This is a genomic window from Amphritea atlantica, assembly GCF_900111095.1.
GTDB lineage: Bacteria > Pseudomonadota > Gammaproteobacteria > Pseudomonadales > Balneatricaceae > Amphritea > Amphritea atlantica.
The window spans coordinates 43,234-70,068 of record NZ_FOGB01000003.1 but is presented as its reverse complement, the minus strand read 5'-3'; the positions used below and the strand labels follow the sequence as shown (position 1 = coordinate 70,068).

General features: G+C 48.8%; 31 protein-coding genes. 24 read left to right on the top strand and 7 right to left on the bottom strand.

The genetic code is table 11. The annotated features are described in order from the left end of the window. Positions 1 to 23: 23 nt before the first annotated feature. The 7 genes from trpA to BMY09_RS06195 all read left to right on the top strand — a co-directional run bounded on the left by trpA (position 24) and on the right by BMY09_RS06195 (position 7,132). Positions 24 to 827: a tryptophan synthase subunit alpha gene (trpA, locus tag BMY09_RS06225; protein ID WP_091355448.1), complete on the top strand. Its 804-nt coding sequence runs from the start codon at positions 24 to 26 to the stop codon at positions 825 to 827. A 30-nt stretch (positions 828 to 857) separates the two neighbouring features. After that, the gene (gene accD, locus BMY09_RS06220; RefSeq protein WP_091355446.1) at positions 858 to 1,754 is read left to right on the top strand and encodes an acetyl-CoA carboxylase, carboxyltransferase subunit beta; all 897 of its coding nucleotides are present in this window, start codon (positions 858 to 860) and stop codon (positions 1,752 to 1,754) included. 69 nt (positions 1,755 to 1,823) lie between these two features. Further along, entirely contained in the window at positions 1,824 to 3,125 is a 1,302-nt protein-coding gene (gene folC, locus BMY09_RS06215) for a bifunctional tetrahydrofolate synthase/dihydrofolate synthase (protein ID WP_091355444.1), read from the top strand. Beyond that, entirely contained in the window at positions 3,118 to 3,669 is a 552-nt protein-coding gene (locus BMY09_RS06210; protein ID WP_091356229.1) for an SPOR domain-containing protein, read from the top strand. The genes folC and BMY09_RS06210 overlap by 8 nt, the downstream gene beginning before the upstream one ends. Positions 3,670 to 3,737: 68 nt before the next feature. Beyond that, entirely contained in the window at positions 3,738 to 4,247 is a 510-nt protein-coding gene (locus tag BMY09_RS06205) for a CvpA family protein (RefSeq protein WP_091355441.1), read from the top strand. 54 nt (positions 4,248 to 4,301) lie between these two features. Beyond that, complete coding sequence (gene purF, locus BMY09_RS06200) at positions 4,302 to 5,819, top strand: amidophosphoribosyltransferase (RefSeq protein WP_091355438.1); 1,518 nt, start codon at positions 4,302 to 4,304, stop codon at positions 5,817 to 5,819. A 95-nt stretch (positions 5,820 to 5,914) separates the two neighbouring features. Beyond that, positions 5,915 to 7,132: an O-succinylhomoserine sulfhydrylase gene (locus tag BMY09_RS06195; RefSeq protein WP_091355435.1), complete on the top strand. Its 1,218-nt coding sequence runs from the start codon at positions 5,915 to 5,917 to the stop codon at positions 7,130 to 7,132. 56 nt (positions 7,133 to 7,188) lie between these two features. On the opposite strand, the gene thpR is transcribed toward BMY09_RS06195, so the two are convergent. Beyond that, entirely contained in the window at positions 7,189 to 7,710 is a 522-nt protein-coding gene (thpR, locus tag BMY09_RS06190) for an RNA 2',3'-cyclic phosphodiesterase (protein WP_091355434.1), read from the bottom strand. Positions 7,711 to 7,736: 26 nt separating this feature from the next. On the opposite strand from thpR, the gene BMY09_RS06185 reads away from it, so the two are divergent. The 4 genes from BMY09_RS06185 (at position 7,737) to BMY09_RS22005 (ending at position 10,455) form a co-directional block, all read left to right on the top strand. Beyond that, positions 7,737 to 8,687 (top strand): tRNA dihydrouridine synthase, encoded by a 951-nt coding sequence (locus tag BMY09_RS06185; protein WP_175483455.1) that lies wholly within the window; start codon positions 7,737 to 7,739, stop codon positions 8,685 to 8,687. Positions 8,688 to 9,206: 519 nt separating this feature from the next. Further along, positions 9,207 to 9,650, top strand: a complete 444-nt coding sequence (locus BMY09_RS06180; RefSeq protein ID WP_091355428.1) for a hypothetical protein — start codon at positions 9,207 to 9,209, stop codon at positions 9,648 to 9,650. Positions 9,651 to 9,718: 68 nt separating this feature from the next. Then, positions 9,719 to 10,036 (top strand): hypothetical protein, encoded by a 318-nt coding sequence (locus tag BMY09_RS06175; RefSeq protein WP_091355427.1) that lies wholly within the window; start codon positions 9,719 to 9,721, stop codon positions 10,034 to 10,036. 110 nt (positions 10,037 to 10,146) lie between these two features. Continuing rightward, the gene (locus BMY09_RS22005) at positions 10,147 to 10,455 is read left to right on the top strand and encodes a hypothetical protein (RefSeq protein WP_139203140.1); all 309 of its coding nucleotides are present in this window, start codon (positions 10,147 to 10,149) and stop codon (positions 10,453 to 10,455) included. A gap of 110 nt (positions 10,456 to 10,565) precedes the next feature. Here BMY09_RS22005 and BMY09_RS06170 read toward each other — a convergent pair whose 3' ends face one another. Then, entirely contained in the window at positions 10,566 to 11,462 is an 897-nt protein-coding gene (locus BMY09_RS06170; protein WP_091355424.1) for a LysR family transcriptional regulator, read from the bottom strand. Between the two features lie 141 nt (positions 11,463 to 11,603). On the opposite strand from BMY09_RS06170, the gene BMY09_RS06165 reads away from it, so the two are divergent. From BMY09_RS06165 to BMY09_RS06120, 10 genes are all read left to right on the top strand, one after another. After that, complete coding sequence (locus BMY09_RS06165; RefSeq protein WP_091355423.1) at positions 11,604 to 12,806, top strand: NADH:flavin oxidoreductase/NADH oxidase family protein; 1,203 nt, start codon at positions 11,604 to 11,606, stop codon at positions 12,804 to 12,806. Between the two features lie 473 nt (positions 12,807 to 13,279). After that, a complete protein-coding gene (locus tag BMY09_RS06160) occupies positions 13,280 to 14,269 on the top strand; it encodes a ParA family protein (RefSeq protein ID WP_091355420.1) in 990 nt (329 codons plus the stop codon). A gap of 124 nt (positions 14,270 to 14,393) precedes the next feature. Then, positions 14,394 to 14,702, top strand: a complete 309-nt coding sequence (locus tag BMY09_RS06155) for a transposase (protein WP_217647399.1) — start codon at positions 14,394 to 14,396, stop codon at positions 14,700 to 14,702. A gap of 8 nt (positions 14,703 to 14,710) precedes the next feature. After that, the gene (locus BMY09_RS06150) at positions 14,711 to 15,565 is read left to right on the top strand and encodes an IS3 family transposase (RefSeq protein WP_338024150.1); all 855 of its coding nucleotides are present in this window, start codon (positions 14,711 to 14,713) and stop codon (positions 15,563 to 15,565) included. Positions 15,566 to 15,636: 71 nt separating this feature from the next. Beyond that, positions 15,637 to 15,921, top strand: a complete 285-nt coding sequence (locus tag BMY09_RS06145; protein ID WP_091355416.1) for a hypothetical protein — start codon at positions 15,637 to 15,639, stop codon at positions 15,919 to 15,921. A 2-nt stretch (positions 15,922 to 15,923) separates the two neighbouring features. Further along, positions 15,924 to 16,820: a TIR domain-containing protein gene (locus tag BMY09_RS06140; RefSeq protein ID WP_091356226.1), complete on the top strand. Its 897-nt coding sequence runs from the start codon at positions 15,924 to 15,926 to the stop codon at positions 16,818 to 16,820. A gap of 313 nt (positions 16,821 to 17,133) precedes the next feature. Next, positions 17,134 to 17,436 carry a hypothetical protein gene (locus BMY09_RS06135; RefSeq protein WP_091355414.1) on the top strand — a complete coding sequence of 101 codons (303 nt, stop codon included), beginning with the start codon at positions 17,134 to 17,136 and terminating at the stop codon, positions 17,434 to 17,436. A gap of 337 nt (positions 17,437 to 17,773) precedes the next feature. Beyond that, a complete protein-coding gene (amrB, locus tag BMY09_RS06130) occupies positions 17,774 to 18,553 on the top strand; it encodes an AmmeMemoRadiSam system protein B (RefSeq protein WP_091355411.1) in 780 nt (259 codons plus the stop codon). Beyond that, a complete protein-coding gene (gene amrA, locus BMY09_RS06125; RefSeq protein ID WP_091355409.1) occupies positions 18,540 to 19,130 on the top strand; it encodes an AmmeMemoRadiSam system protein A in 591 nt (196 codons plus the stop codon). Before amrB ends, amrA begins: the two co-directional genes overlap by 14 nt. Further along, positions 19,117 to 19,614 carry an O-acetyl-ADP-ribose deacetylase gene (locus BMY09_RS06120; RefSeq protein ID WP_245756514.1) on the top strand — a complete coding sequence of 166 codons (498 nt, stop codon included), beginning with the start codon at positions 19,117 to 19,119 and terminating at the stop codon, positions 19,612 to 19,614. The genes amrA and BMY09_RS06120 overlap by 14 nt, the downstream gene beginning before the upstream one ends. Before the next feature lie 116 nt (positions 19,615 to 19,730). Here the strand turns inward: BMY09_RS06120 and BMY09_RS06115 are convergent, their stop codons facing one another. From BMY09_RS06115 to BMY09_RS06105, 3 genes are all read right to left on the bottom strand, one after another. Next, positions 19,731 to 20,150, bottom strand: a complete 420-nt coding sequence (locus tag BMY09_RS06115) for an Hsp20 family protein (RefSeq protein WP_091355404.1) — start codon at positions 20,148 to 20,150, stop codon at positions 19,731 to 19,733. A 168-nt stretch (positions 20,151 to 20,318) separates the two neighbouring features. Then, positions 20,319 to 20,726 carry an immunity protein Imm33 domain-containing protein gene (locus BMY09_RS06110; RefSeq protein ID WP_091355401.1) on the bottom strand — a complete coding sequence of 136 codons (408 nt, stop codon included), beginning with the start codon at positions 20,724 to 20,726 and terminating at the stop codon, positions 20,319 to 20,321. Between the two features lie 131 nt (positions 20,727 to 20,857). Continuing rightward, positions 20,858 to 21,745, bottom strand: coding sequence for a helix-turn-helix domain-containing protein (locus BMY09_RS06105; RefSeq protein ID WP_175483454.1), 888 nt, complete (start codon positions 21,743 to 21,745; stop codon positions 20,858 to 20,860). A gap of 149 nt (positions 21,746 to 21,894) precedes the next feature. On the opposite strand from BMY09_RS06105, the gene BMY09_RS06100 reads away from it, so the two are divergent. Together BMY09_RS06100 and BMY09_RS06095 are read left to right on the top strand one after the other, a co-directional pair. Further along, complete coding sequence (locus BMY09_RS06100; protein WP_091355395.1) at positions 21,895 to 22,260, top strand: protocatechuate 3,4-dioxygenase; 366 nt, start codon at positions 21,895 to 21,897, stop codon at positions 22,258 to 22,260. Beyond that, positions 22,253 to 23,092 carry a class III extradiol dioxygenase family protein gene (locus BMY09_RS06095; RefSeq protein WP_091355393.1) on the top strand — a complete coding sequence of 280 codons (840 nt, stop codon included), beginning with the start codon at positions 22,253 to 22,255 and terminating at the stop codon, positions 23,090 to 23,092. The genes BMY09_RS06100 and BMY09_RS06095 overlap by 8 nt, the downstream gene beginning before the upstream one ends. A 99-nt stretch (positions 23,093 to 23,191) precedes the next feature. Here the strand turns inward: BMY09_RS06095 and BMY09_RS06090 are convergent, their stop codons facing one another. Continuing rightward, complete coding sequence (locus tag BMY09_RS06090) at positions 23,192 to 24,121, bottom strand: flavin reductase (RefSeq protein ID WP_091355391.1); 930 nt, start codon at positions 24,119 to 24,121, stop codon at positions 23,192 to 23,194. Positions 24,122 to 24,340: 219 nt separating this feature from the next. Further along, entirely contained in the window at positions 24,341 to 25,297 is a 957-nt protein-coding gene (gene hpaA / locus BMY09_RS06085) for a 4-hydroxyphenylacetate catabolism regulatory protein HpaA (protein ID WP_245756513.1), read from the bottom strand. A gap of 351 nt (positions 25,298 to 25,648) precedes the next feature. On the opposite strand from hpaA, the gene BMY09_RS06080 reads away from it, so the two are divergent. Continuing rightward, a complete protein-coding gene (locus BMY09_RS06080) occupies positions 25,649 to 26,824 on the top strand; it encodes a p-hydroxyphenylacetate 3-hydroxylase oxygenase component (RefSeq protein ID WP_091355385.1) in 1,176 nt (391 codons plus the stop codon). Positions 26,825 to 26,835 lie beyond the last annotated feature (11 nt).

The following is a 26,835-nucleotide window of genomic DNA, read 5'->3' as shown; positions in this document are numbered from 1 at the left end:
GCCCTGACTGAGTGAAGATTAAGATGAGTCGTATTACTGAGTGTTTTAATAATCTGAAAAGCCAGGGCCGCAAAGCGCTGATCCCTTATGTGACAGCGGGTGACCCTGAACCTAAAGTAACTCTGCCGCTAATGCATGCACTGGTTGAATCCGGAGCAGATATTATTGAGCTGGGTATTCCTTTCTCTGACCCGATGGCGGATGGCCCGGTTATTCAGTTGGCCTGTGAACGTGCCTTGCTGCATGGTACACGTCTGGTCGATGTGCTGGATATGGTCGCTGAGTTCCGTAAAACCAACCAGACCACGCCGGTGGTGTTGATGGGCTATCTCAATCCGATTGAGGTGATGGGCTACTCTGCGTTTGCAGATAAAGCCAAAGCGGTCGGCCTGGATGGTGTTCTGACGGTTGATCTCCCGCCTGAGGAGGCGGGAGAGTTTAATCAACTGATGAAGGCGTCTGATATTGACGTGATCTATCTGCTGGCGCCAACCACAGAGGAGGCGCGGATTAAGCAGATCTGTGCAGCGGGTAGTGGTTATGTCTACTATGTATCGGTTAAAGGGGTGACCGGTTCGGCGTCGCTGAATGTTGCCGAAGTTGCTGACAAACTGGAGATCATTCGCAGGCATACCGATATGCCGGTTGGTGTGGGTTTCGGTATCCGTGATGATGCGTCAGCCCGGGCAATTTCGGAAGTCGCCGATGGTGTTATCGTCGGTAGCGTACTGGTTAATAAGATTGCCGAACTGGCAGGCAATCAGGAACAGATCCCTGGGGCAGTTGCAGCGATTACTGCAAGCATGCGTCAGGCAATGGATAAATAAGGGCTGCCACAGGCAGCAGCTGGAGTAATAATGAGTAACTGGCTGGATAAAATCGTTCCCTCTCTGGTTCGTTCCGAGAAGAAGCGAACCAATATTCCTGAAGGACTTTGGAAAAAGTGTCCGAAGTGCGAGTCCGTTCTGTATCGTCCGGAGCTGGAAAAAAACCTGAATGTCTGTCCTAAGTGTGATCATCACATGCGGCTGACGGCACGGGTACGTCTGAACGCTTTTCTTGATGAGGGCACAACCCGTGAGATTGGTGCTGAAGTAGAGCCGGTCGATCACCTGAAGTTCCGGGATACCAAGAAATATAAAGACCGCCTGGTGGCGGCGCAGAAAGAAACCGGCGAGAAAGATGCGCTGATCGCTATGCGCGGTGAGGTCAAAGGTCTTCCTGTGGTTGCAGTCGCCTATGAGTTTAAGTTTATGGGTGGCTCAATGGGCGCGGTTGTTGGTGAGCGTTTTGTGCGTGCGGCAAACATCGCCCTGGAAGAGGGGATTCCGATGATCTGCTTCTCCGCCAGTGGTGGTGCCCGGATGCAGGAAGCGCTGTTTTCCCTGATGCAGATGGCTAAAACCAGTGCGGCACTGGAACGTCTGAAGCAGGCAGGTGTGCCCTATATCTCAGTACTGACCGATCCGGTTTATGGTGGGGTTTCAGCTTCGCTGGCGATGTTGGGTGATCTGAATGTGGGTGAGCCGGGGGCTCTGGTTGGTTTCGCCGGACCACGGGTTATCGAACAGACCGTACGTGAAAAACTGCCAGAAGGGTTTCAGCGCAGTGAGTTTTTGCTGGAGCATGGGCAGATCGATATGATCATATCCCGGGGCCAGTTGCGCGATCGTCTCTCCTCCTTGCTGCGGATGATGCAGGGGTTGCCTGCTGTGTCTCAGCCTGAGTCTGATACGGTTGCCGCTTCCGTCTGATCGAAACGCTACGATAAGGCCGCTGCAGTTACTCTGGCGGCCTTTTTATTGTCTGGGATAAACATCATTATGTCTGCTGCACACTTTAAGACCCTGCCTGAATGGCTCGAATGGATTGAAAACAGTCATCCGGTCGATCTGATTGAGCTGGGGCTTGATCGCTTGCGTATTGTCTATCAGCGGATGGATCTTGATCTCAGCGCCTGCCTTAAGATTGTTGTCGGGGGGACCAACGGGAAAGGGTCCACTATTGCTATGCTGGATCAGGTGCTTCGTGATCAGGGTAAGACGGTGGGGGGTTTTACCTCCCCTCATTTTCTGCGCTACAACGAACGGATCAGGCTTGCCGGAGTGCCGGTCAGTGATGCACTGATCATGCGGGCATTCGAAGCGATAGAGCAGGTTCGCGGCGACGTCAGACTGACCTATTTTGAATATAATACGTTGGCTGCGCTGCATCTGTTTGCTACCGAAAAGCCCGATGTTGTGTTGCTTGAGGTGGGTCTGGGTGGCCGGCTTGATGCGATCAATATTGTCGATGCAGATCTTTCGGTGGTGACGACGGTTTCGCTCGATCATATCGATTGGCTGGGAGATGACCGGGAGCAGATCGGTTATGAGAAAGCGGGGATCTATCGCGCTGGGCGTCCAGCGGTATGTGGCGATCCGCAGCCGCCGCAGAAGTTGCTTAACTATGCCGATCAGATAGGCGCGCCGCTGTATTGTCGGGGCCGTGACTTTAACTGGTCTCAAACCGACCGGGATAGCTGGGTCTGGCAGGGTGAGGAACCGGGGGGGAATATCCTGACGATCTCGGGTTTACCGGATATGACCCTGCCTAAAGCGAATGCCGCAACGGTTATTCAGGTGTTGAATATACTTGGCCTGTTGCCCGGGGCAGAGCAGCTCAAAGCGAGTCTCGCCAGGGCTTCCCTGACCGGCAGGATGCAGCAGATCTGTGTCGCTGATACCGATTATATTCTTGATGTTGCTCACAATCCCGAAGCGGCGGAGTATCTGGCAGGTCAGTTGCGGGATAAGCCTGTCGCTGGGCGCACTATGATGGTATTGGGAATGTTGGCTGATAAGGATATCGATCAGGTGCTGGCACTGCTGTGTCCAGTGATTGATCAGTGGTATCTGGTAAGCCTGAAAGGAGTCCGGGGTCAGTCAGCCCAGGTGCTGTCTGACAAACTGACAGCTCTGGGGGTAGCCGTTACTCTGCAGGCGACCTATGATACTGTTGCCGATGCCCTGGAAGGGGTGAGGGGTGAGGTGGCGGCTGCTGACCGGGTGGTCATTGCTGGCTCTTTCTTGACAGTGAGTGATGCATTAGTTGCACTGAATATGGATGGTAAAAACAGTGAATGATGGCTTTAAACAGCGGCTGGCAGGCGGTGCTATTCTGATTGTGGCCGCAGCAATTCTTCTGCCCATCTTTTTTGATGGCGCAGGCTATCGGGAACGCCAGCTTGAAAGCGCAATACCGCCGCCACCGGTTGAGCCGCAACTGGTCGTCATTACGCCTGAGAATCAACCGTTGCCGGATAGCTCTGCTCCGGCGGCTCCCGCTGAGCCGGTTACCGTAGCCGTGATGCCGCAGAAGGTTGCTGATGAGGTGGCTAAGCAGAAGCCTGTTATTGAGGAACGGGACGATCCGCCAGCCCTTGATCAGCAAGGGGTTCCGGTTGCATGGAGCCTGCAACTGGCGAGTTTTAAGGATGAAGATAACGCTAAAGGGCTGCGCACCCGACTGTTAAATGCCGGATATAAGGTGTATATCCGTAAGACAGGGGATCTGGTAAGAGTGTTTGTCGGACCTGATATTCAGAAAACCCGGCTAACAGAGTTGCAGAGTGATATTCAGAAAGAGTTCGGTCTGGACGGTATTATAGTCCGTTTCACGACACGATAAACGTTGGGTTCAGCTGACAGCTCTGGTAGAATTCGCCCCTTATTCAGATCCTGAAGTAGATAATTAGTATGACACTCAACTGGGCCGATTGGGCAATTATCGGCATCATTACAATTTCCGGTTTATACAGCCTGCGCGGCGGCTTTATGAAAGAAGCGCTGTCGCTGGTCACCTGGGTAGCTGCATTCATCGTTGCCCGGTTATTTGCCCCCTCATTGAGTACCCTGCTGGATAATCTCCTGCAGACCCCCTCGCTGCGCATAGGTGCAGCTTTCATTTTGCTGTTTATTGCCACCCTGATGGTTGGCGCCGTTATTAATAATCTGATCAATATGCTGGTTCAGGCAACCGGTCTGAGTGGTACTGACCGGGTGCTTGGCATCGGTTTTGGTGTGGTCAGAGGCGGCCTTATTGTGATCGTTATTACTGCGTTGCTGGTGCGTTCGCCGGTAACCGAAGATAGCTGGTGGGCGGAATCGACACTGATTCCCCATTTTTTGCTGATGGAATCCTGGACCCGGGAAACTGCTGCTGATATCGGTCAGATGATCTGGAATCTCAGCGGACGGAATAGTTAAACCCAATTATCATTTATACTTGCTGTAACTAACTTAATACCTGAGGTAGCCTTAATGTGCGGTATAGTTGGCATCGTAGCCAAAAGTAATGTGAATCAGACGATTTTTGATGCATTGACAGTGCTGCAGCACCGTGGCCAGGATGCCGCTGGTATGGTGACATGTGAAGCAGATCGATTCTTTATGCGTAAAGATAACGGTCTGGTGAACGAAGTGTTCCGTACCCGTCATATGAAACGCTTAATGGGCAATGTGGGGATCGGTCATGTACGTTACCCTACCGCAGGTAGCTCCAGTTCCGCTGAAGCGCAGCCGTTCTATGTTAACGCACCTTACGGTATCGCGCTGGCACACAATGGCAATCTGACTAACACTGCCGAGCTGCGTGAGCAGATGCGCAAAGAAAACCTGCGCCATATCAACACCACCTCTGACTCTGAGGTGTTGCTGAATATTATGGCCCATGAGCTGCAAAAGATCGGTAAGCTCATTCCCACTGCGGATGATATCTTTACTGCGATTAAGTCAGTGCATAAACGGGTTCGCGGCGGATATGCGGTGGTTTCGGTGATCACCGGATATGGCATCGTTGCATTCCGTGATCCCCACGGTATCCGTCCTCTGGTTTATGGTATGCGTGAAACTGACGCCGGCACAGAATACATGGTGGCATCTGAGTCTGTAGCACTGGATATTTCCGGTTTTACCCTGATCCGTGATGTGGCGCCCGGTGAAGCGATCTTTATCACGCAGGATGGCGAGGTTCATACTATGCAGTGTGCAGAGAACCCGCAGTTGCATCCCTGCCTGTTTGAATATGTTTATCTGTCTCGCCCAGACTCCATTATTGACGAAGTTAACGTCTACAAGTCCCGTATGCGGATGGGAGTTAAGCTGGCTGAGAAGGTGATGCGGGAGCGTCCTGAACACGATATTGACGTGATCATTCCCATCCCGGATACCAGCCGTACAGCGGCGCTGGAGATGGCTCACCATCTTAACGTTAAGTTCCGCGAAGGTTTTATCAAAAACCGTTATATCGGCAGAACCTTTATCATGCCAGGGCAGACTCAGCGGACAAAGTCTGTTCGCCGTAAACTCAACCCGATCGAACTTGAGTTTAAAGACCGGGTAGTGATGCTGGTGGATGATTCCATCGTCCGTGGGACCACCTCCCAGCAGATCGTTCAGATGGCCCGCGAGATGGGTGCTAAGAAAGTTTACTTTGCTTCGGCGGCACCAGCGGTACGCTACCCGAATGTTTACGGTATCGATATGCCGTCAGCGTCAGAGCTGATTGCCCATGGTCGTACCGACGATGAAGTGGGCGTCGAGATCGGGGCAGACTGGATGCTGTATCAGGATCTGGATGACCTGAAAGATTGTCTGTTGGCGGGCAACAGCTCAGTGACTGGGTTTGATGCTTCTGTATTTGACGGTAAATACATTACCGGCGATATCGATGAAGCTTATCTCAATCGTATCGACGCTGAGCGTAACGATGTTGCTAAAGGTGGCGACAAGAAGTCATCAACCAATCAGAATGCCGATCTGCACGCGACCATTAGCTGATCAGGTAATCTTGTTATGATTGCCCTAGGGCAATAAACACAAATTTATCATAGGCCGCCTTAACCGGCGGCTTATTAATTATAGGAACATGGCTGATGTCCAGGTCCAGTTTTGAACGTCCAGAACGGATTCAGTTTGAAGATGCTGACTATGAATTCAGTACGCTCGCTGTCCGTGCCGGGCAATACCGGAGTGGTGAGGGAGAGCATAATGATGCGATCTATCCGACCTCCAGTTTTGTCTATTCCAGCGCCAGAGAAGCGGCAGCCCGCTTTGGTGGCGAGGAGGAGGGGAATATCTATTCCCGTTTCACCAACCCTACCGTTCAGGCATTTGAGCGCCGTATGGCGGCGCTTGAAGGCGGTGAGCGTGCGATAGCGGCGTCATCAGGGATGGCAGCAATCCTGAGTACCTGTCTGTCTCTGCTGAAACAGGGCGATCATGTTCTCTGTTCCCGCAGTGTCTTTGGTTCAATTGTTTCACTGTTTGATAAGTATCTCAGTCGCACCGGTATCAGCGTAACCTACGTTGATCCAACCGATATCAACGCCTGGGCAGACGCGATTACGCCAGCGACGCGGATGTTTTTCCTGGAGACGCCCTCCAATCCTCTGGCGGAACTGGGTGATATCGAGGCGGTTTCTAAGCTGGCCCATGACAATGATGCGCTGGTGGTGGTCGATAACTGTTTCTGTACCCCGGCGCTACAGCAGCCGCTGAAGCAGGGTGCTGACATCGTTGTACACTCAGCAACTAAATACCTGGATGGTCAGGGACGCTGTGTCGGCGGTGTGGTTGTCGGTCGCGATAAAGAGATGGAAGAGGTCTACGGCTTTATTCGTACCGGTGGGACCTGTCTCAGCCCGTTTAATGCCTGGGTCTTTATGAAAGGACTGGAAACCCTTGAGCTGAGAATGATGGCTCACAGTGCCAATGCCCTGGCGCTGGCTTTATGGCTGAAGCAACAAGCTGGTATCGATAAGGTTTATTACTCCGGCCTGGAGGAACACCCTCAACACGCGCTGGCTAAAAAACAGCAGCGGGCCTTTGGTGGGGTTCTGTCGTTTGAAGTCAGCGGCGATAAAGAGGCAGCCTGGCGTTTTATCGATGCCACTCAGATGATCTCAATTACCGGTAATCTGGGGGATGTGAAGAGCACCATCACCCATCCGGGAACAACAACGCATGGTCGTATGAGTCCTGAAGCGAAAGCGGAGGCGGGGATCAAAGAGAACCTGATTCGTCTCTCTGTTGGCCTTGAGTCGATTGAAGATATTAAGCGGGATCTGTTGCTTGGGCTGGCTGCTATCTGAGCGGTTCTGGTTGCAGGGATGCCCGCCCGATTACCATCGGTGCGGGCATTTTTATGTCACTCGCAGGGCCACTCAATCAGCGTGCTATGTATCGCGCCGGCAGCGTGAAGTTTGCTTTCTTTCAATAAGATAGATGATAAAGTAAAACTAAACTCTTGCCCCTGAAGTGCCTCGCTGAAACATTTTACTTCTGGCGGTGTGAGCGGTTTGAGACTTCGTCCGAGGGTCAGGTGGGGGTGAAAACGTCGCGCTTCAAAGGAGATGCCCTGGTGTTGCAGAGAGAGGCTGATAGTCTGCTGCAATTGCTGAAGTGGTTGAGAGAACTCAACCCCAAGCCAGATCACTGTCGAGCGGAACTGGCCGATACCTCTGAGACGTATAGTGAACGGCTGCAACGTCAGTTGTTCGACGGCCCGGCTAACAGAATCGCAGATAGTGTGGGGTTGTTCGCCGAGAAACAGCAGGGTCAGATGAAGTTGCTCTACAGGCAGTAACCGCAGGTTTTTTAGCTGTGGGCAGCAGCGCCGTATCGCGTGTCGCACCGCTATCGGTGGCTCTATAGAGATGAATGTACGCATAACAGAATAATAGGCTGGGAACTGGATTGAAGATAGTACTTGCTCCGATGGAAGGTGTTGTCGATGCGCCGATGCGGGAGATGCTGACCCGTATTGGTGGGATCGACCAGTGCGTCACGGAGTTTGTCCGCGTGTCTGAGCGGGTGCTGCCGGCAAAGGTCTTTCGTAAAACCTGCCCTGAGTTGTTTAATGACAGCAATACCAGTTCAGGCACGCCGGTGATTCTGCAGCTGTTGGGCAGTGATCCGCAGATCTTAGCCGGTAATGCCCGTAAAGCGGTGAGTATCGGTGCCCGCGGCATTGACCTTAACTTTGGTTGCCCGGCTAAAACGGTCAATAAGAGTAAGGGGGGCGCCATTCTGCTGAACGAGCCTGAGCTGGTGCACAAGATCGTCTGGTGGGTACGCCAGGCGGTGCCTGACCATATCCCGGTGACCGCAAAGATGCGGCTGGGGTATCGGGATAAGACCCTTGCTATGGAAAACGCCGCGGCGATTGCCGATGCCGGCGCCAATGGTCTCACGGTACATGCCCGGACCAAAGAGGAAGGTTACCGGCCTCCGGCCCACTGGGAGTGGATCGCCCGTATCAGAGAGCATATCTCTATACCGGTGACGGCTAACGGTGAAGTGTGGAACTGGCAGGACTACCAGCGCTGTCGCGAGGTGAGCGGCTGTGATGATGTGATGATTGGGCGTGGCTTAGTGGCAGCACCTGATCTGGGTTTACGGATTAAAGCGCTGCAACGGGGCGATGACCCGGACCACCTGAGCTGGGCTGAGATGCAGCTATTATTGCGTCAGTTCCTTGAGCTGGTTGAACAGCAACTGGCACCTAAATATGTCCACGGCCGGATCAAGCAGTGGCTGAAGATGATGTCCCGTGAATACCCCGAAGCGATGCCGATGCTGCAGGAGATGCGACTGCTGAAACAGGTCGCTGAAGTGCGGCAGTTTTTACATGAGTATTCTTTATAATAAAGATACAGTGGCTAGATCGCTTTGAAAGCAGTGGCTAGATCGCGGCTTCGCCGCTGGCTAGTGGTTAGAACGTCGCTTCGCGACTCGCTAGAAAAAGATTAAAAGCCGTAGCTCGTTGTTCGAACGTCACAAAGAACGTGACTTGCTCGTCGCGCGAAAGAGCAAAGAAAGAATCCTCAGAGTATCAACTATCCAGCTCTACCAAAAACAGTACGTAATTTGTATGTCTAAACAGTTTATTTTGTATATCGCAGCGGTTATGCTCGTTTAATCGTTAGAGAAGGCTCGTTTTGCTGCTGGCATCATTAGCAAAACATCAGAAAAACAAAGGGATAGGTTGAAACGCTGGCGGGATAGTACGCCGGGTCCGGAATGCAACTGCGCATTCTCGTTTTTGTCTTAAAGGAGGTCGCGATGTCGATTTTTCCTCTTTATTATCTGATAGTTACCTTGCCTTTAATGAATTCAGCCCGGCATGCATATGCGCCGGCGTAGTATTAAAATGACGGCATACAAATGTTTCAAAAATTACTGCATGGTTTTATTTTTGGTTTAGGCTTTTCAGTTGCGGTCCTAATCGTTACTGGGTTTACCTATAACTTTATTACGCCAGACGACTCATATGAAAGTTCTAGGGTGTGGCTCGAAGGGCCAAGTGTTTTAGGTGTCGCAATAAATAACACTAAATTAGTTCAAGGAGTATCTGAAACTGAAGTTATTGTTAGCGGCTTAATTCAAAACTCGTCTAATGCGAACTATGAAAGCGTTTCTTTGGAAGTTGAGCTTTTTGATCAAACTCCTATTTTTGTTGCTGAGTGTGACTATATTGTTCAATCAGGGGTAGCAGCCAACTCGGAAAATTACTTTTCTACCAGCTGTAAAGTCCCCAGTACTTTTGAACCGTCAAGAGGCAGTTCAAACGTGAAGGTTGTCAGGGGAGTTCAACTTGTTGATATGTAGCCTAACAAAAAGCAGCAATCGATCGTCGCTGCGCTCCTCCAATTGTGCTGGGCGTTAGGCGTAAGTCTATGAGATACATATTGCTATTCCCAGGGCTCGCAATATTCTCATTTAACCTACTGCTGCTTGGTGGTATTGGATTTCCAATAGAGTTCAAGATATTCGATCGCCGAATACATGAACTTGAGTCGTTTACTATAAGTGGTGGTAAAAGCCTTGCTAATCTATCTGAAATCTATGTGGCAATAATTGTGGGGCTGGCTGCTTGCGTAATGCTTTATCTCAATTGGCCAAAGCAGGTTGCTGTTAAAAAATGGAGCGTTGTGTGGTTAAGCTATTTAATAGTGGTCGCTGTGTATTTTCTAATGCCAGCTTTGCCGGAATAATGAAACTCATACAAGGCCAATTAACTCGGATATTTTGCTTCGCTGCGCTTTGCAAAATCCCGGTGTTTGAGGCGTTATGAGTATCTGTGATCTCCGGCGAAGGAGGTAAGATGGAAGTACTAATTTTGGTTGGCATTTATTTGGTAATTGCAGGGACAGCTAGTCTTCCTGCCGTATTGGTTTGGAGTCTATCTAGCCTTTGGCTACCGGAATGGTTTTCGCTGCCTCCTATTCGAATGGCTTTAGTCTGTTTGGCTTTATCCGTTTCTACAGCATTAGTATTTAGTCTTGAGCTTCCGGGCGGTGTGCTTTCAGTTGGGCCATCTATCGTTGTATTGTCATTGGGCTGGTCGTTAGTCTTAATTCCTATACTTGTCTTAATCAGGTATTACCGCCATGCCAAAGCAAAAAACTCATAACAAACCGCTTAAATTCGTTACGGCCACAAAACGCGTGTCCTCCACAGGACTCCGTTTAGCGGAGCGTTAATGCCCACTTTGTAAGCCAGAAGCGGATATGTCTGAGATTTTTAAACCTCAAGAATCTGTGAACATTTTTCTCTTAGCATTTCTCTAAATGCGATAACTCCGGGAGTAACTTGTTTTCTATCAGGGCATAGTAAATAAAGCTCAGCTGGTGGTGATTCAAAGTCATCGAAAAGTTGCACTAATCGCCCTTTATCAAGATCCGAAGAGATATCCAGTAAAGACCTGTATGCGATCCCTTTTCCTTCGACTACCCACCGTCTGACTATATCTGTGTCATTACTTATCCGATTACTCCCGACTTTTACCCTGACATTTTCTGATTTCTTTTGATACTCCCAGTCATTAAACAGACGTCCATTCAGTCTGTATAGCAGGCAGTTATGCTTACTTAATTCGTTTGGATGAGAGGGTGTACCATTATTTTCTAAATAGGAAGGTGCGGCACAGGTGATTCTTTTTATCGTTGCTATATGGAAAGCCACCATTGAGGAGTCTTCGGGCTTTCCGTATCTCAGGGCAACATCAACCTGGTCTAGAAAGAAGTTGGAGAGGGAATCACTAACATTCAGATCAATGGATAGAGATGGATAAATATCCATCATCTCGTTTACCCAGTGAAATAGCAGGTTACGACCCAGGTCGGATGGCGCTGAAAACCTCAGTTCTCCGGTAACATTTTCCATCGTTTCATGTGCGGAAACCTGACCCTGCTCTAAAGACTCCAATGCCCTGCGGCAATGATAAAGAAATTTTTCTCCTTGGGTAGTGATCCTCAACTGTCTGGTGGTTCTTATAAAGAGCTGTATATCAAGCTGCCTCTCCAACCGCTTTAGCGCTGAACTTGCAGCAGCTGTCGTTATGCCAAGCTGTTTGGCTGACTCGGTAATACTGCCAGTTTCGGCAATTCGAATGAATAAGCTCAGATCTGATGTGTTCATTATTAAAATATTTTTAATAGTGTATGTGGTAATAGCCTGTTTTTAGTTTATAAAATATTGAGAATAATGTCTTCAAACCGTTTGTTACTAACCAGAACACCATCCCGAAAGAGCCTTGGGCTTTGCATTGGAGAAGACTCTATGAACCGACGAGAGAACAATAGCCAGAATCTGAGTTACCCTCTGGAACTACCTTGTGGAGCAATTCTAAAAAACAGAATCATAAAATCTGCCATGTCCGACTCCCTTGCTGATGGAGAGGGCGACCCAACAGAGGCTCAGATACGGCTTTATGAAAGATGGGCTGAAGGTGGCGCGGCATTATCAATTATCGGTGAAGTTCAGGGGGATCCACGTTTTCCTGAAAAGCCAGGAAATCTGGTTCTGGGTAAAAACTCCGATCTGGTGAAACTATCCTCTCTGGCAAGAAGAGCCTCGATAGAAAAAGCTCACATTTGGCCTCAGATTGGCCACGGTGGTGCATTGTCATACCCCCTGATCAGCCAACCTAAAGGCCCCTCTGCTCTAAATCTCGGAGGCCTGCAATGCGCAGGAATGAGTGTATCTGACATTAAAAAACTACCTGATTTCTATATAAAAGCTGCTGAGTTAGCTAAAGAGGCCGGGTTTACTGGTGTTCAGGTTCATGCTGGTCATGGTTTCCTGCTGAGCCAATTTTTATCTCCATTATTTAATCGACGGAGTGATCAATATGGCGGATCCATTGAGGCCAGGTGTCGTATCGTTGTTGAGATAATTAACAAAATCCGAGATGTAGTAGGTCCGTCATTCCCCATTGGAATTAAGATTAACTCTTCAGATCAGTTGGAAGGTGGCTTAACACAGGAAGACTCATTAGAAGCCCTTCGAATTCTGGATAAAACATCAGTTGATTTAATCGAGTTTAGTGGCGGTACCTATTTTCCTGGTGCAGCATCCAGTTCTGATAGCTCATCAGAAGGCCCGTATTTTGTTGATTTTTGCCAGAAAGCACAGCTGGTTACCAGTGTACCCCTGGTTGCTACAGGCGGATTTAAGAAACGTGCGGATGCGCTTGATGCACTGGCTAGTGGTAGTGTTGATATAGTTGGTATTGCACGAGCAATGATTTTGAACCCTTCACTTGCGAACGACTGGTTGACTAATCGAGCAGGAGACCCGGTATTCCCTCGCTTTGAATCACCACCCCCTGGAGGAATAACCGCATGGTACACAATGCTATTAACCGCTTTGGGCACTGATGATGAGAAAAGCTTCTCTCTGGATCTGACTTCAGCTATCCAACAATATGAAGAACGTGACGAACAGCGTTGTGAAAAATGGAGAAGAAGATTTCGGGTTTAGTTTGAAAGGTATGTCAGATGGGATGTCCACTTTATGTTGATTAATGAAGAGAGCTGCTGCTTTCTTTGTTTTTCCAGCGAGTTGCGAAGCGACGTTCTAACCACTAGCCAGCGACGAAGCCGCGATCTAGAAAAAGCAAAGATTCAGAACGGTTAGGGGCTTCGGTTATTCTTTTATTTTGCTTGCGGTTATGCTCAGATTATCGTTAGATAAAGGCTCGTTTTGCTGCCTGATGAATTAGCAAAACGTCTGAGAACAAAGGGATAGGTTGAAACGCTGGCGGAATACTACGCCGGGTCCGGAATGCAACTGCGCATTCTCGTTTTTGTCTTAAAGGAGATTGCGATGTCAGTTTTTTCCTCTTTATTATCTGATAGTTACCTTGCCTTTAATGAATTCGGCCTGGCATGCATATGCGCAGGGGTAGTATTAAAATGTTATACGGCAATCAATCTTCAACATAGGAGTCAACATTGAAGATAATTAGTATTTTTAACAACAAGGGTGGTGTTGGTAAAACTACCTATATGTACCACATTGCCCATTTATTAGAGAAGCAAGGAAAGAATGTCCTTGTTGTAGATTTAGATAGCCAATGCAATTTGTCAGCATATTCCCTCAGCGACTCTGAGCTTGAAAGAAGCTGGCGCTCTGATCGGGGAAACAGCATTTGGAATGCAATCGAAAGAGTTTATGAAGGTTTAGGAGATATCCGCCAAAGGCGCCCTTCTTCAGTTTCATCTGAGTACCCAAATTTACACATTGTCCCTGGAGATGTTCTCTTAAGTAATTATGAAGATTCTCTTGGTGACACATGGAGTAGTGCTAAAGGTGGAAATGCTCCCGCATTACGTGTTCAATCTGCTATTTATCGATATATAAAATGGGCAGCTGAGCAAGTGAATGCTGATGTTGTAATGTTAGATTTGGGGCCAAATCTTGGCGCATTGAATCGTGCTGTTCTGGCTGCCAGTGATTATTTCATTATCCCGATGTCTCCAGATTTGTTCTCAATAAGAGGCACAAAAAATCTAGGAGCAAAACTCTCAGTTTGGAGGAGAGAGTGGGATCAATGTAATGGGGCAGCAAATAGCGATATTGAGTTACCTCAAGGTCAACCTACATTTCTTGGCTATGTTATGCAGCAGCACAACATCAGAAGAAATGCTGAAGGTATGACGCGCGGGTGGTCTATCTTCGGAGATCAAGTCGAAAGCTCAGTAAGAGAAAACATAATTAATATTCTCGACCCACTTGGGCAAGTACACGATTGGGGAGATGATAATTGGAATCTCGGTCAAATTCCGAACCTTCACAGTCTGGTTCCCTATTCACTGGAGGCCAAGAAGCCTGTGTTTGATTGTACATCCAGAGACGGATTGAATGGTGCTCATATCACAAGGGCAAGAGAAGCAGCACAATATTTCGATCCAATTGTTAACAAGCTTATGACAGTGCTGTAGTCGTATAACAAGTGGGTCCAGGTGACGCCGATGGCGCACCTGCCCCAGGCGTTATGTATCCGAGTGCCCCACAACTTGTAGACACTTTCTATAGCTATAATTAGTTGAAAGTGGAGGTGCTTACATGGCACGTAAAAAGACCCAATCATATACTGAAGAGTTTCGCCGAGAGGCGGTCAAACGTTCTGAAAAACCTGGCGTCACCCAGGCACAAGTCGCTCAAGAACTGGGCATCAGCTCCCAACAAATCGCCAACTGGAAGCGCCAATTCACTCGTTTGTCGGATAAGCAGTTTAACGCGGTTGACGGTGTGGATTACTCCAAGCAGGAAAGTGAAGAGCTTCGTCGTCTGCGTCGCGAAAATAAACGCCTACAAGAGGAGATGGAGTTCTTAAAAAAGGCAGCTGCGTATTTTGCGAAAAACCAAACGTAAGATACGCAATCATTCGCGAGTTTGAAGGCCAATACTCTGTATCGTTAATGTGTCGGACCATGCGTGTTAGTCGTAGTGGTTATTCACGTTGGCGTCATAGAGGGCCGAGTCCGCGCTCAGTCCGTCGTCAGCAAATGGGTGCCAGAATAAAAGAAACGTTTGAGGAGTTTGAAGCGCGCTACGGTGCGCGTCGTATCGCCAGGGAGCTTACCGAGCTGGGTTATTCGTGTTCAGTGAATTATGTTGCAAGTATCATGAAAGCCGCTGATATCAAGGCAAGGAACGGTAAAGGCTTCAATTATCGTCATCACAGTCTGACGATGCTGAACGTTTCGGACAATTTACTTTGGCGAAACTTTAAAGCGCAAGCGCCGAACGAAAAGTGGACAACGGACATCACTTATATCTGGGTTGAGAATCAATGGTTGTATTTAGCAACGGTAATGGATCTTTATTCACGCAGAATAGTAGGTTGGTCGCTGGATAAGTCGATGACGGAAACGTTGGTCACGACGGCGCTAAAGGATGCTCTTATGAGGCGAAAAGTAAAACCGGGTTTAGTTCTTCACTCAGATCGCGGCACGCAATACCGAGCTCAGAAATATATCGACTTTGCGCGTTCAAACGGGCTAGAGTTAAGTATGAGTCGAAAGGGTAATTGTTGGGATAATGCGCCGATGGAATCCTTTTTTAGTCGGTTGAAAGTAGAGCTTATCTACGCGAAGAACTACAGCAGCGTTCAGGATGCCAGGGCGGGTATTTTTGAATACATTGAAATATTTTATAACCGCAAAAGACGACATTCGGCGAATGACAACCTAAGTCCGGTTGTGTTCGAAGAACAGGCTGCGTTAGCGGCCTAAATAACTGTCTACTTTTTGTGGGGAACACCATAGCGAAAAAAGCACTGCCACGTCATAAACAGGAGGGAGCCATGCTTAAAATAACCGGCCTAGATAAGCTACAAAAAGAACTAAAACAGGCAGAGCAAGCGTTAAATGAACTGGATGGCGAGTTGGGCGTTGTGAACTTTGATCCTCACGAACCTGTGAGTATTGAAGCTGCTATCCAGTCAGTTAACCGAATGATTGATAACCGTGTTGAACCGTACGTTGACAATCCCATTGTTGAGTCCCTCGCTGAGCAAATGAAAGAGCGCTATAGAGAAAATATTCTCCAAAAAGCTGCTGAGGCTAGATTACAGTCTGACGAGGATTAATGATGGCCCAAGATATTTTCGGAGAAATTAACAACGCTGTTCTTGACCTACAGAATTCGCAGTTGCAGACATATGAGCGCCCATTGAAAAAACTCGCCCAATTATTGCGGAATGCCGATCTTGAACTGTACAACGAAGAACTAACGAAAGAAGTGGATCTCGATACTTTTATCGCAGAAAGCGAAAAAACTGGGGGTGGCATGGTTGGTAGTGCCCAGCTTGCATGGCCTGATGACCATAAGAAAACGATGGGATTAACGTTGCTTCTTATCGAAAAGTTAGCCAACGACCCAAGTTATGCTACTAACTTCAGCCATCATTTTTTCTATTCTGGGCGAAAAATCATTGCTGGAATCCATGCGCTTACTGGTCAGCTCATCATACCCTTTGTTCGTGATTACAAGAATTATGTCCAGTCGAAGGGGAGTACAGAAACTGTGTTGAAGTCGCCATTCTCACGCAAGGTATTTATCGTTCACGGCCACGATGATGGTGCTCGGGAAACAGTAGCCCGCTTTCTTGAACGCATTGGGTTAGAGGCCGTCATTCTCCATGAACAGGCCAATCAAGGAAGAACTATTATTGAAAAGGTTGTTGCAAACAGCGATGTTGGGTTTGCGGTAGTTCTCCTCACGCCTGATGATGAGGGTTGTGTAAAGGGAGGAACGCCAGAGCCGCGGGCTAGGCAAAATGTATTACTGGAGCTTGGTTACTTCATTGGCCGTTTGGGCCGAGATAAAGTATGTGCTCTCAAACGCGGTGCGCTGGAAATTCCTAGTGATTTTGCGGGTGTCGTTTGGGAGACAATGGATAGTAATGCTGGCTGGAAACAGGCATTGGCGCGTGAACTTGAAGCGGCTGGGCATAGTATTGATTGGAACAAGGTTATGCGCGCTTAATGGGCGATAGTCGTGAAAAAGGGGACAGATTTATTTTCTTGCCTCATACTCAACAGTCTGTATATCTGGTTAAACCGGCGAAGTGGTCGGAAAAGTTACACGTGGTCAGGGATGAAAGAGATGTTAAGATATTTTGGAATCCAGCCCATGCGAGTGAGTAAAAGATTGATAGCCGTGGACTGGTACTGAGGGTCTGTGTTTTACACGGGCAAGGATATTATTGAAGAGCCGGATGCGGTAGTTCCGCACGTCCGGATCTGTGTGGGGTCGTCTCGGTAACGGGGCGCTCTACCACGACTAACTCATAAAGAATATGCAAACATCGACTAAGAAAACTATATCAATCACAGCTGTTGTTTATGCTATTCCAATAGTGCTGTGCGTAGTTTTCAAGCTGGTCAGTTTAGGCTCTATAGGGCCAATCGTTTTATTTTATTCATTAGCAATGGCATTGGTTCTTTCATACGTTTATTACCAGTCCATGCTAAATGTTCAAGCTAAAATAGCAGCAATTATCATTGGGGTATTTGGTGGTGTAGTTGTAGCTACGTTACTGCTAAATTACTTTATGCTGCTAACGCATTTATTTGGCATCAAAGATTATGAGGCAATCTAAAATTCGTTATAACCAGGCCAGCCAGCCAGCCTCGCTCCCTGCGGTCGCCGGACACTCGCAAGCTCGCGCCGTTTATGGCGGCGTTAATGCTCGCTTTGTATTATCGTAGCTACTGCTGTTTTTCTTTGCTTTTTCTAGCGAGTCGCGAAGCGACGTTCTAACCACTAGCCAGCGGCGAAGCCGCGATCTAGCCACTGCTTTCAAAGCGATCTAGCCACTGCTTTCAGCGCGTTATTCAAAAGAGCACCAGTAGTGGGTTGGATGGTGCGGATTGACTGATTGCATTGGGGCTGATGGCCTATACTTAGGGCGTTGCAATAGGTAAGGGGCGGTCGATATGAGAATTAAGCAGTCTGCTGTTGCTGGTATGTTCTACCCGGATAATCCTGATGAACTTGCTTTACAGGTCAGCCAGTTGCTCGCCGATAATCCGCAGCAGGGGCGACTACCGGTGGCTATTCAGGTGCCCCATGCCGGGCTGGTCTATTCCGGGGGGATCGCGGCAAAGGCCTATAATCTGATCCGCCCCTATCTGGATTCGATTACCCGGATAGTGCTCCTGGGGCCAGCCCACAGAGTGCCGCTGCAGGGGATGGCGGTTATGGATGCGGGGCTGTGGCAAACCCCTTTAGGGCAGATTCAGATCGACAACATTCTTAGTGATGAGCTGGTGCGTGAGGGGTGGGTGAGCGTCAATGATCAGGCCCATGCTCAGGAACACTGTCTGGAGGTTCAGTTACCCTTTTTACAGTTGCTGGATGGCCGCTATCGTATTCTGCCGGTGCTGGTAGGGCAGACGCCCTCAGCAGCGGTATCTGCCCTGGTTGCACAGGTGCTTGAAATGCCGGGAACTCTGCTGGTGATCAGTAGTGATCTGAGTCATTTTCATCCCTATAGCGAAGCCTGTCAGCTAGATCGGGCAACCCAGCAGCAGATCGCTCAGCTGGATAGCCAGATAACACCGCAGCAGGCGTGCGGATGTTATGCTCTCAACGGTTTTTTACGCTACGCACAGTCTGCGGGGCTGAAGGCTGAGTTGCTGGGCTACTGTAATTCAGGTGATACAGCCGGTGATAAAAGTCGCGTGGTGGGGTATTCATCCTATGCCTTTTACTGAGAGTTACAGTCAGGATGAACAGCGGTTGTTAGTCCAGCTGGCGCGGCATGCCGTTGTAAGGGGGATTGCAGGACTTGAGCCGGAGCGTCCTGCGGGATATCTGATCCCCTCTGAACTGGAGAGACCCAGAGCCTGTTTTGTGACCCTGAAGATTGATGGTCAGTTGCGCGGCTGTATCGGTAATCTGGAGGCCAATGGCGCTCTGGCTGATGCGGTGTTGCGTAACAGTTATCTGGCGGCCTTTCGCGATCAGCGATTTGAGCCGGTGTCGGAGTCTGAGCGGCAGCAGCTGGAGTATGAGATATCAGTGCTGACACCGATGCAGCCTCTGCCTGTCAGTTGTGAGGCGGATCTGCTGGCAACGCTTCGTCCCGGCATCGATGGTCTGCTGTTTGAGGCAGAGGGACGACGGGCGACATTTCTCCCCTCGGTCTGGGAGCAACTGACCCAGCCTGAGCAGTTTGTTCGACAGCTACGCCTTAAGGCGGGATTGCCCGCGGACTACTGGAGTGATGCAGTGCAGTGCTGGATTTATCAGACGATACGGATTGAGGAGGGTAGCGGTGATCCGGATTGAAACAGCCGATATTACCCAACTCAAGGTTGATGCGATTGTTAACGCAGCCAACAGCACCTTGCTTGGCGGTGGTGGGGTTGATGGCGCTATACATCGGGCTGCCGGTCCACAGTTGCTGGATGAGTGTCGCGCCATTGGCGGATGTCCAACCGGTGAGGCGCGTATAACCCAGGGGTATCACCTGCCCGCGGGCTATGTCATTCATACCGTAGGCCCTATCTGGCAAGGCGGGGAGAGGGGGGAGGCGCAGTTACTGGCCTCCTGTTATCGTGAGTGTCTGAAGCTCTGTCCGGCGAAGGCGATTAAGCGTATCGCTTTTCCCGCGATCAGCTGTGGTATTTATGGCTACCCTAAAGCCGCTGCTGTGGCGATAGCTGTTGCTACTGTTGCCTCGCTGTATCAGCGTGTTGGCGTGGAGGAGGTAATCTTCTGCTGCTTTGATGAAACGATGGCGGACCTTTATCGGACTGAGATAAGTGGCTGAAAATAGCTTTTCAGATGCCGGGCGTAATCCATTTAGTGAGCCGGAAAAACAAAAACAGGGAGTGATGTCTCCCTGTTTTCCGGTTATCCGCAACTGTAACGCGGCGATAAAAATTCTTAGTTAATAGTGATTGCGCGGGGTTTCATTGCTTCCGGAATTTCCTGTACCAGATCGACGTGCAGCAGGCCATTTTCCATGCTGGCTTCGGTTACACGGACATGGTCTGCCAGCTGGAATTTACGCTCAAAGCCTCTGGCTGCGATTCCCTGATGCAGATACTGACGTTCGGTCTCTTCACTCTTCTTGCTGCCGGTAACGGTCAGCATACCCTGTTCAGTGTTGATTGAGACTTCAGACTTATCAAATCCAGCAATCGCCATCGTAATCCGGTAAGCGTGCTCGCTGATCAGCTCAATGTTATAGGGCGGATAGCCGTTCTGAGTTTGTTCATTACGGGTGGCGTTATCGATCATTGAAGCCAGACGGTCAAAGCCGATAGCGGAACGGTAGAGTGGAGCCAGGTCAAATTGACGCATAATAATATCCTCATAAAGCAATATGTTTTTGGTTGCCTATCACAATGATCAGGCGGTTAACGGACCTCTTCTGAGCCTCCGTTAATCTTCTTTATAAGGACAAAAAAAAGCCTTTCAAGGGAAAGGCTGGATTTTTTTAGCAACGTTTAAGGCTTAATGCCGGAGCGGCTAATGTTTAAATTCTGAGACATCGTTGGTGATTTCGACTTCCACCGTGTCAGCGGGAATCTTGAAGTCGTAAACCCGTTCCCAGCCTTCGGATTCCGGGGTGCGCTCCCAGACGGTGCCAGCGTTATACTCCACCAGTTCAGTCAGGGAGGGATCTAACGTAGTCATCTTTTCAACATCAACCGGCAGCAGGTTGGTGACCTCGTCTTCAAGAAACTCCGGGGTCTCATAACCGGTAAACATTCGCCAGCCGGTGTCATTCAGATGTGCAGGTACGGTTTTATACATAAAGCGTACCGGAAGCTTTTCATCAAAGACCAGTTTCGAGACAAGTGCCAGAAAGCCATTTTTCGTTTGGGCAGTTTCATCTTCTTTACTTAAAGGCTTATCGATATCGTCGAGACTCATAACAGCTCCGGTCCAGTGTAATTTACGAAGCCCGTATTCTACGCATTTTTGCGGTCAAAGTTTAGCGAGAAATAGCGCTTTACTGATGGATGACAAGCCAGATAAACAGGATGTGTTAACGCATTGAGCTCTCAATCCTGCATCTTCGATTGTCGAAACTGTTTGGGTGTCACCCCACAAAGCCGTTTAAAAAAGCGGCTAAAGTAGGCGGGATCTGAAAACCCCAGCAGATGAGAAATATCGGCAGCGGATTTACCTGTAAAGATTAAGTTGCGCTGCGCTTCAGTGAGGAGTCGCTGGTGAATCAGGCTGAGTGCTGTTTGTTGCCGTAGTTTTTTACAAATCTCGTTCAGATGGGCTGCGGTAACGCCGACCTTATCCGCGTACCAGTCGACGCTGTGCTCCTGATCAAAATGGCTTTCGAGCAGATCGATAAATCGCTTTAATCGTTGTTCTGAGCGGCTTTTGGGCTGTGCATCGGCTTCGTTCATGAGCGCATGTTGACGGGTAATCCAGATCCCCAGGGAGAGCACTCTGTTTTCCATCAGCAGGTGGCGGTAGATCTCCTTTCCTGCGCACTCTTCGTTAAGAGAGGAGAACAGATCATTAAGGTAGTTGCGGTCAGCTCCGGTTGAAAAAGAGGTCGCTGTACCGTGGGTCCACGAAGGATCATCGAGCACTTTTTCCAGTTTTTTCAGCAGGGGACGGGCCACCGCAAGCACATAGCCGTTGGACCCGGATTCCCAGCGGAATGTGTGAACGCACTGTTCGGGAATGACCAGCAGGTCGCCGGGGCTGATCAGCAGCGAACGATTATCAACCTGGGCTGAGCCCTGTCCTTCAAGGACAAAGAACATCTGCATCAGATCCCTGTGTCGGTGAGGTTTTATCTGCCAGTCATACAGAGCGCTTCGCAGACTCAACTGTTCGCAGTGGACCATATCCTCCAACGGCCAGGCCGTGGATTCTCCATAGAAATCGGTAATAGGGATAGGCTGGTGAGAGTGGCTGTTTGTCATTTTGATCTTGGTAAATCCATGTTTTGTACAATAATAAAGCATGAAATTTGCATTTTATCCAGTATAGATGCGCGTAATATACAACTTGTAGAAAGCACCTATATTTTGATACTGGGGTTTTGGTAGTCCCGCAACTCAATGGAGTCACTATGACTATAAAAAAAATGCGTGCTATTCCAGGCACTACTTTCTTCGATGGACCGATGTCCACGAAGGGTTATCCCGTGAATAAAATGTTCTACTCCTTCAACTCGAAGGAGGGCCGTGATGCCTTTGTCGCCGATGAAGAGGCTTACATGGAGAAATTTAAACTGAATGAAGCTCAGAAGCAGTGCGTGCGTGATCGTGACGTTCTGGGCCTGATTCGTGAGGGGGGGAGTATCTATTACCTCGCTAAAATCGGACCGATTCTGGGTCTGAATGTACAGGATTTTGGTGGTTTACAGACTGGACAAACCACCGAAGAGTTTCAAGCATATCTGGACAGTCAGGGGATAGGTAAAAACAATGGCTAAAATAGTAGGCGGTATCGGTTCATCTCATATTCCAGCCATTGGCGTAGCAATGGACAAAGGTCTGGAAGACACACCCTATTGGCGCGACTTCTTTCAAAGCTATGTGCCTCTGAGAAAGTGGTTTAACGAAGTTGATCCAGACATTCTGATCATATTTTATAACGACCATGGCCTGGAGATGTTTCTGGATAAGAAACCTACCTTTGCCGTGGGTACCGCACCCGAGTATGAAAATGCCGATGAAGGCTGGGGTATTAACCCTATTCCTCCGGTACGGGGTGAAACTGAGTTGTCCTGGCACATTGTCAATGAACTGGTTGAAAATGATTTCGATCCAACCGTTTGTCAGGAGATCAAAGTTGATCACGGTCTGACCGTGCCGCTGACCCTGATGTACCCTGGTAAGGATTACTCAAAGGTCAAGGTTATCCCTATCTGCATCAACTGTGAACGTCACCCGATGCCTAAGCTCTCTCGCAGCTATGCATTTGGTCAGCAGGTCGGTCGTGCGGTTGAATCCTTCGGTGGTGATCAGAAGGTTGTTGTCATGGGAACCGGTGGTCTGTCGCATCAGTTAGATGGTGAGCGTGCAGGTATTATCAACACCGATTTTGACACCGAGTGTCTGGACAAAATGGTATCTGATCCGGAAGCACTGACTAAATACAGTCTGGAAGATATTGTTGAGCTGGCGGGTGGTCAGGGCGTTGAGCTGAATATGTGGATGGCGATGCGCGGCTGTCTGACCGGTAAAGTAACCGAGGGTTACCGTAATCTGATCGCTCCGATCTCCAATACGGCTGCTGGTATTCAGTTACTGATCAACGACTAAGTCTGTTGGTTTCAGTGTAACGGAAATAAAAAAGCCCTGATTGCATATCAGGGCTTTTTTTAGCTTTGAAATAAATGCTTTAAGTTTATAGCTTTGAGTTTATAGCTTTGAGATGAGTGTCTTCAGGTTTTGCTTCAACTGATCGGTTTGATCAGAAGGTATAGAGGCCAGTAGACGGGCTTCTTCAGCCAGTGCCAGTTGCTTCATCTTTTCAGCGACCTCAGATCCTTTCGCTGTGATACGTGCAGTGCTGCCAGACAGTTCAACAAGTCCCTTTTCTGCCATCCAGCTGATAGTCTGATTGAAGGCTACTTCAGGCTGCATAACCCGCTCTGCAAGCTCCTGGGTGTTGATCTCCGGAGACGAGATCATGCGGGCAAGGATGCGCCACTCTTCAGGGGTGATGTCATGGTGTTGTTTGAGTTTTGGATAGAGTTCGGAGCTAAACCCCTGGTAAGCAACGCGCAGCAGGTAGAGCAGATAACTGCCGACGAAATCATCTTCCTGCGATGATGCTGCTTGTGAACTGTTCATCTCCGGGTGTTGAGATGAGATAGCATAGCTACCCCGGGCAAAAACCAGCGGTTCAACGCTATCGTTGTAACGGTAATTAACCACTTCGCCAACTAAGATCAGATGATCGCCACCTTCATAGACCGCCCAGGTTTTACATTCAAACTGAGCAGCATAATCATCCAGAACAGGTGAGCCGCCCAGGCCTTCTGAATAAGCCGCATTGGCGAACTTGTCTTCGCCACGGCTGGCAAAATTATTGGACGTAGAAACCTGATCCTTACCTAAGACGTTAACAGCAAAATGGCTGGCATTTTCAAAGGCAGACAGGCTGTGTGCGCCTTTGTCGATGCTCCAGAGCACCAGAACCGGATCCATAGATACCGAGTTAAAACTGCTTGCGGTGACGCCCACCGGCTTGCCGTCAGCATCCAGAGTGGTGATTACCGTTACGCCGGTAGGAAACTGTGAGAGTGCACGACGAAAATCTTTTGGGTCGAATTCTGTCTGAGACATGGAGGGTCACCTTTGATAAATAGTGTAGCGATGTCGTTATTATTGTATCTGCCGTCGATACCGGGCAGGACAAAACTTAATATATTAATTAATTATAGAGGCAGATCGGCTGGTTAACATATAATTTTCACTGCTTTAATTGTACTTTTCATAAGCTATTTACCCGTGGCTGTGAATGATAAGCATTGTAAAGACGACTTAACTGATTGAAATTATATGCTAATTTTTTCCTTCTCTGTACTGGCTGGCGGTAATGCCTGCATTTCTGCGGAAAAAGCGTGCGAAATAAGCCGGGTCTTTGAAGCCCAACTGGTAGCTTATCTCCGTGATCGGTGCAGAAGAGTATGTCAGCAGGCGTCTGGCTTCCTGCATCAGTCGCTCCATAATCAGGCGCTTGGAGGGAAGCCCCGCCAGACGCCTGCAGATCTCATTCAGGCGAGCCTCAGTCACACTGATCATTGCTGAATAACGGGCCAGGGAGAGATGTTCATGAAAATGGGCTTCGATCAGCTCATTGAAGCGGTGAAATATACGGACATCCTCTTTGCGTATTTTTTGTTTTTTCTGGGTTTGATCTGATAGCCGTGTAATATCGATGAGTACCAACTGGAGCAGTGCTTTCAGTGCCAGCGAGTGTTCCATGCTGTTATGATCGTTCTCATCGGCCATCAGGCTGAGCATGTAGAGCATTCTCTTTGCGGTGGCATCATAATCGGGTGACAGGGCTACACACAGGGGATTATTCATAATGCCATTGTTACCCCAGCGGGTTGGTCCCATCTCGCCCATCAGCTCCCACACAAGTTGTTGTCTTGCGGTAATCACATGACCGGTAGCGTCATTGTCAGTGACGAAAGCGTGGGGAATCGTCGGTGGAGTCAGGAAAAACATTGGTCCGTCGACGGTGTAGCTTGTCTCATCCAGATGAACCCGCACGGTACCATTGAGAATGACATGAATCTGATAAAAGCGATCATGGTGGTGAACGGGCATATTGCGGCCGAAAAAATCTGCCAGCTTTTCCAGTTGTTCGTAATGTATCTCTGCGTCAGTGTAATGCTGATCGTAAGCCTTGCCGATATCGATGTTGGGGATATCGGCTGATGGGCTGTTGCTTTGGGCAAGTGGTGTAGAGTGACTACTCATCGCTTTGCTTCTGTCGGTTAGATTTTCCATATCTGGGTATCACCTTATTATAGCGGTAAAACTGCATCTGTGAGGCTGCCATGTAATAGGTTGATTTGTACAAGTTCTCTCTGGTTATGGCCCGTTCTGTTTAGTCTGGTTTTACTTGAAGTGCGATTTCAGTGCTCTTTGTCCTGGTTTTATAGTAGCTATAGTATAAAAATACTTCATATATTAACAATGAAAAGTACAAGTTACCCTGTGAAAGATCCATTTTATTCTGTCGGTGTGTCATCAATAATGTATTCAGAAGTTTGATAGATGGTCCTGAATCAGGGTGTGAGTACATAGGGTTCAGGTAAGCCACTGTCGCGACAACAATAATGAGAAAGGTAATGAGTGATGCAAAGACCAAATCCGATGCTGGATGAGCTTAAAAAAATTCTCCCTGCTATCGCGGCAAATGCTGTTGAAGCAGAGAAGCTGAGACAAGTGCCAGAGGAAAATATCCGTCTGTTAAAATCGATCAAGCTGCATCGTGCGTTACAGCCTAAAGCTTATGGCGGTTTAGAGTTGTCTCTGCCTGAAGTGACCGATTGTGTTGCAGCCCTTGCCGGGGCCTGTGGTGGTACAGCCTGGGCATTTAGCTTGCTGATTACTCACAGCCATCAGATGGCGATGTTTTCAAAGCAGGCTCAGGATGAGTTCTGGGGTGAGGATCCGGACGCGGTGGCCAGTAGTTCAATCGCTCCCTTTGGTAAGACCGAAGAGTGTGAAGGCGGTGTTATCTTTAATGGCGATATGCGCTGGAGCTCCGGTTGTGATCATGCTCAGTGGGCTATTCTTGGTTTTTTGCGCGATAACAAAGAGACCGGTGAGAAAGACTACTGTTTCGGTGTTGTTCCTGCCAGTGATTATGAGATTGAAGACGACTGGTACTCTGCGGGCATGAAGCCTTCAGGCACCAAGACGCTGAAGATCAAACCTAATACCTTTATCCCTGAGCATCGTATCGAGCGTGCTAAAGCGATGATGTCTGGTCAGTCAACAGGTTTTGGTCTGTATCCCGACAGTAAGATCTATTACACCCCGTACCGTCCCTATTTTGCCTGTGGTTTTGCCGCCATGGCGCTGGGTATCGCCGAGCGGATGCTGACGGTTTATAAGGAGATGACACAAAACCGTACCCGTGCTTATACACTGGCCAGCAGTGGTAAGGAGATTCCACCGCTGATGCGTCTGGCTGAGTCGACCCATCAGGTTGCAGCTGCGCGGGCGTTTATGGAGAAAACCTGGGACGAGCATAAAGAGTTTGGTGAGCAGAAGCGCTATCCAACCGATGCTGAGCTGGCATTCTGGCGGACCAATCAGGCCTATGCGATTAAGATGTGCTGCGAGGCGGTAAACCGGTTGTTTGAGGTAGCAGGAGGTTCTACCTGGATTCACGACAATGAAATTCAGCGTCTGTGGCGTGACTGTAATATGACAGCTGCCCATGCTTATACCGATTACGATGTCTGCAAGCAGATTCTGGGACGCTCCCTGATGGGGATGGAGCCAGATCCAACCATGGTGTAATTTTCCACTTT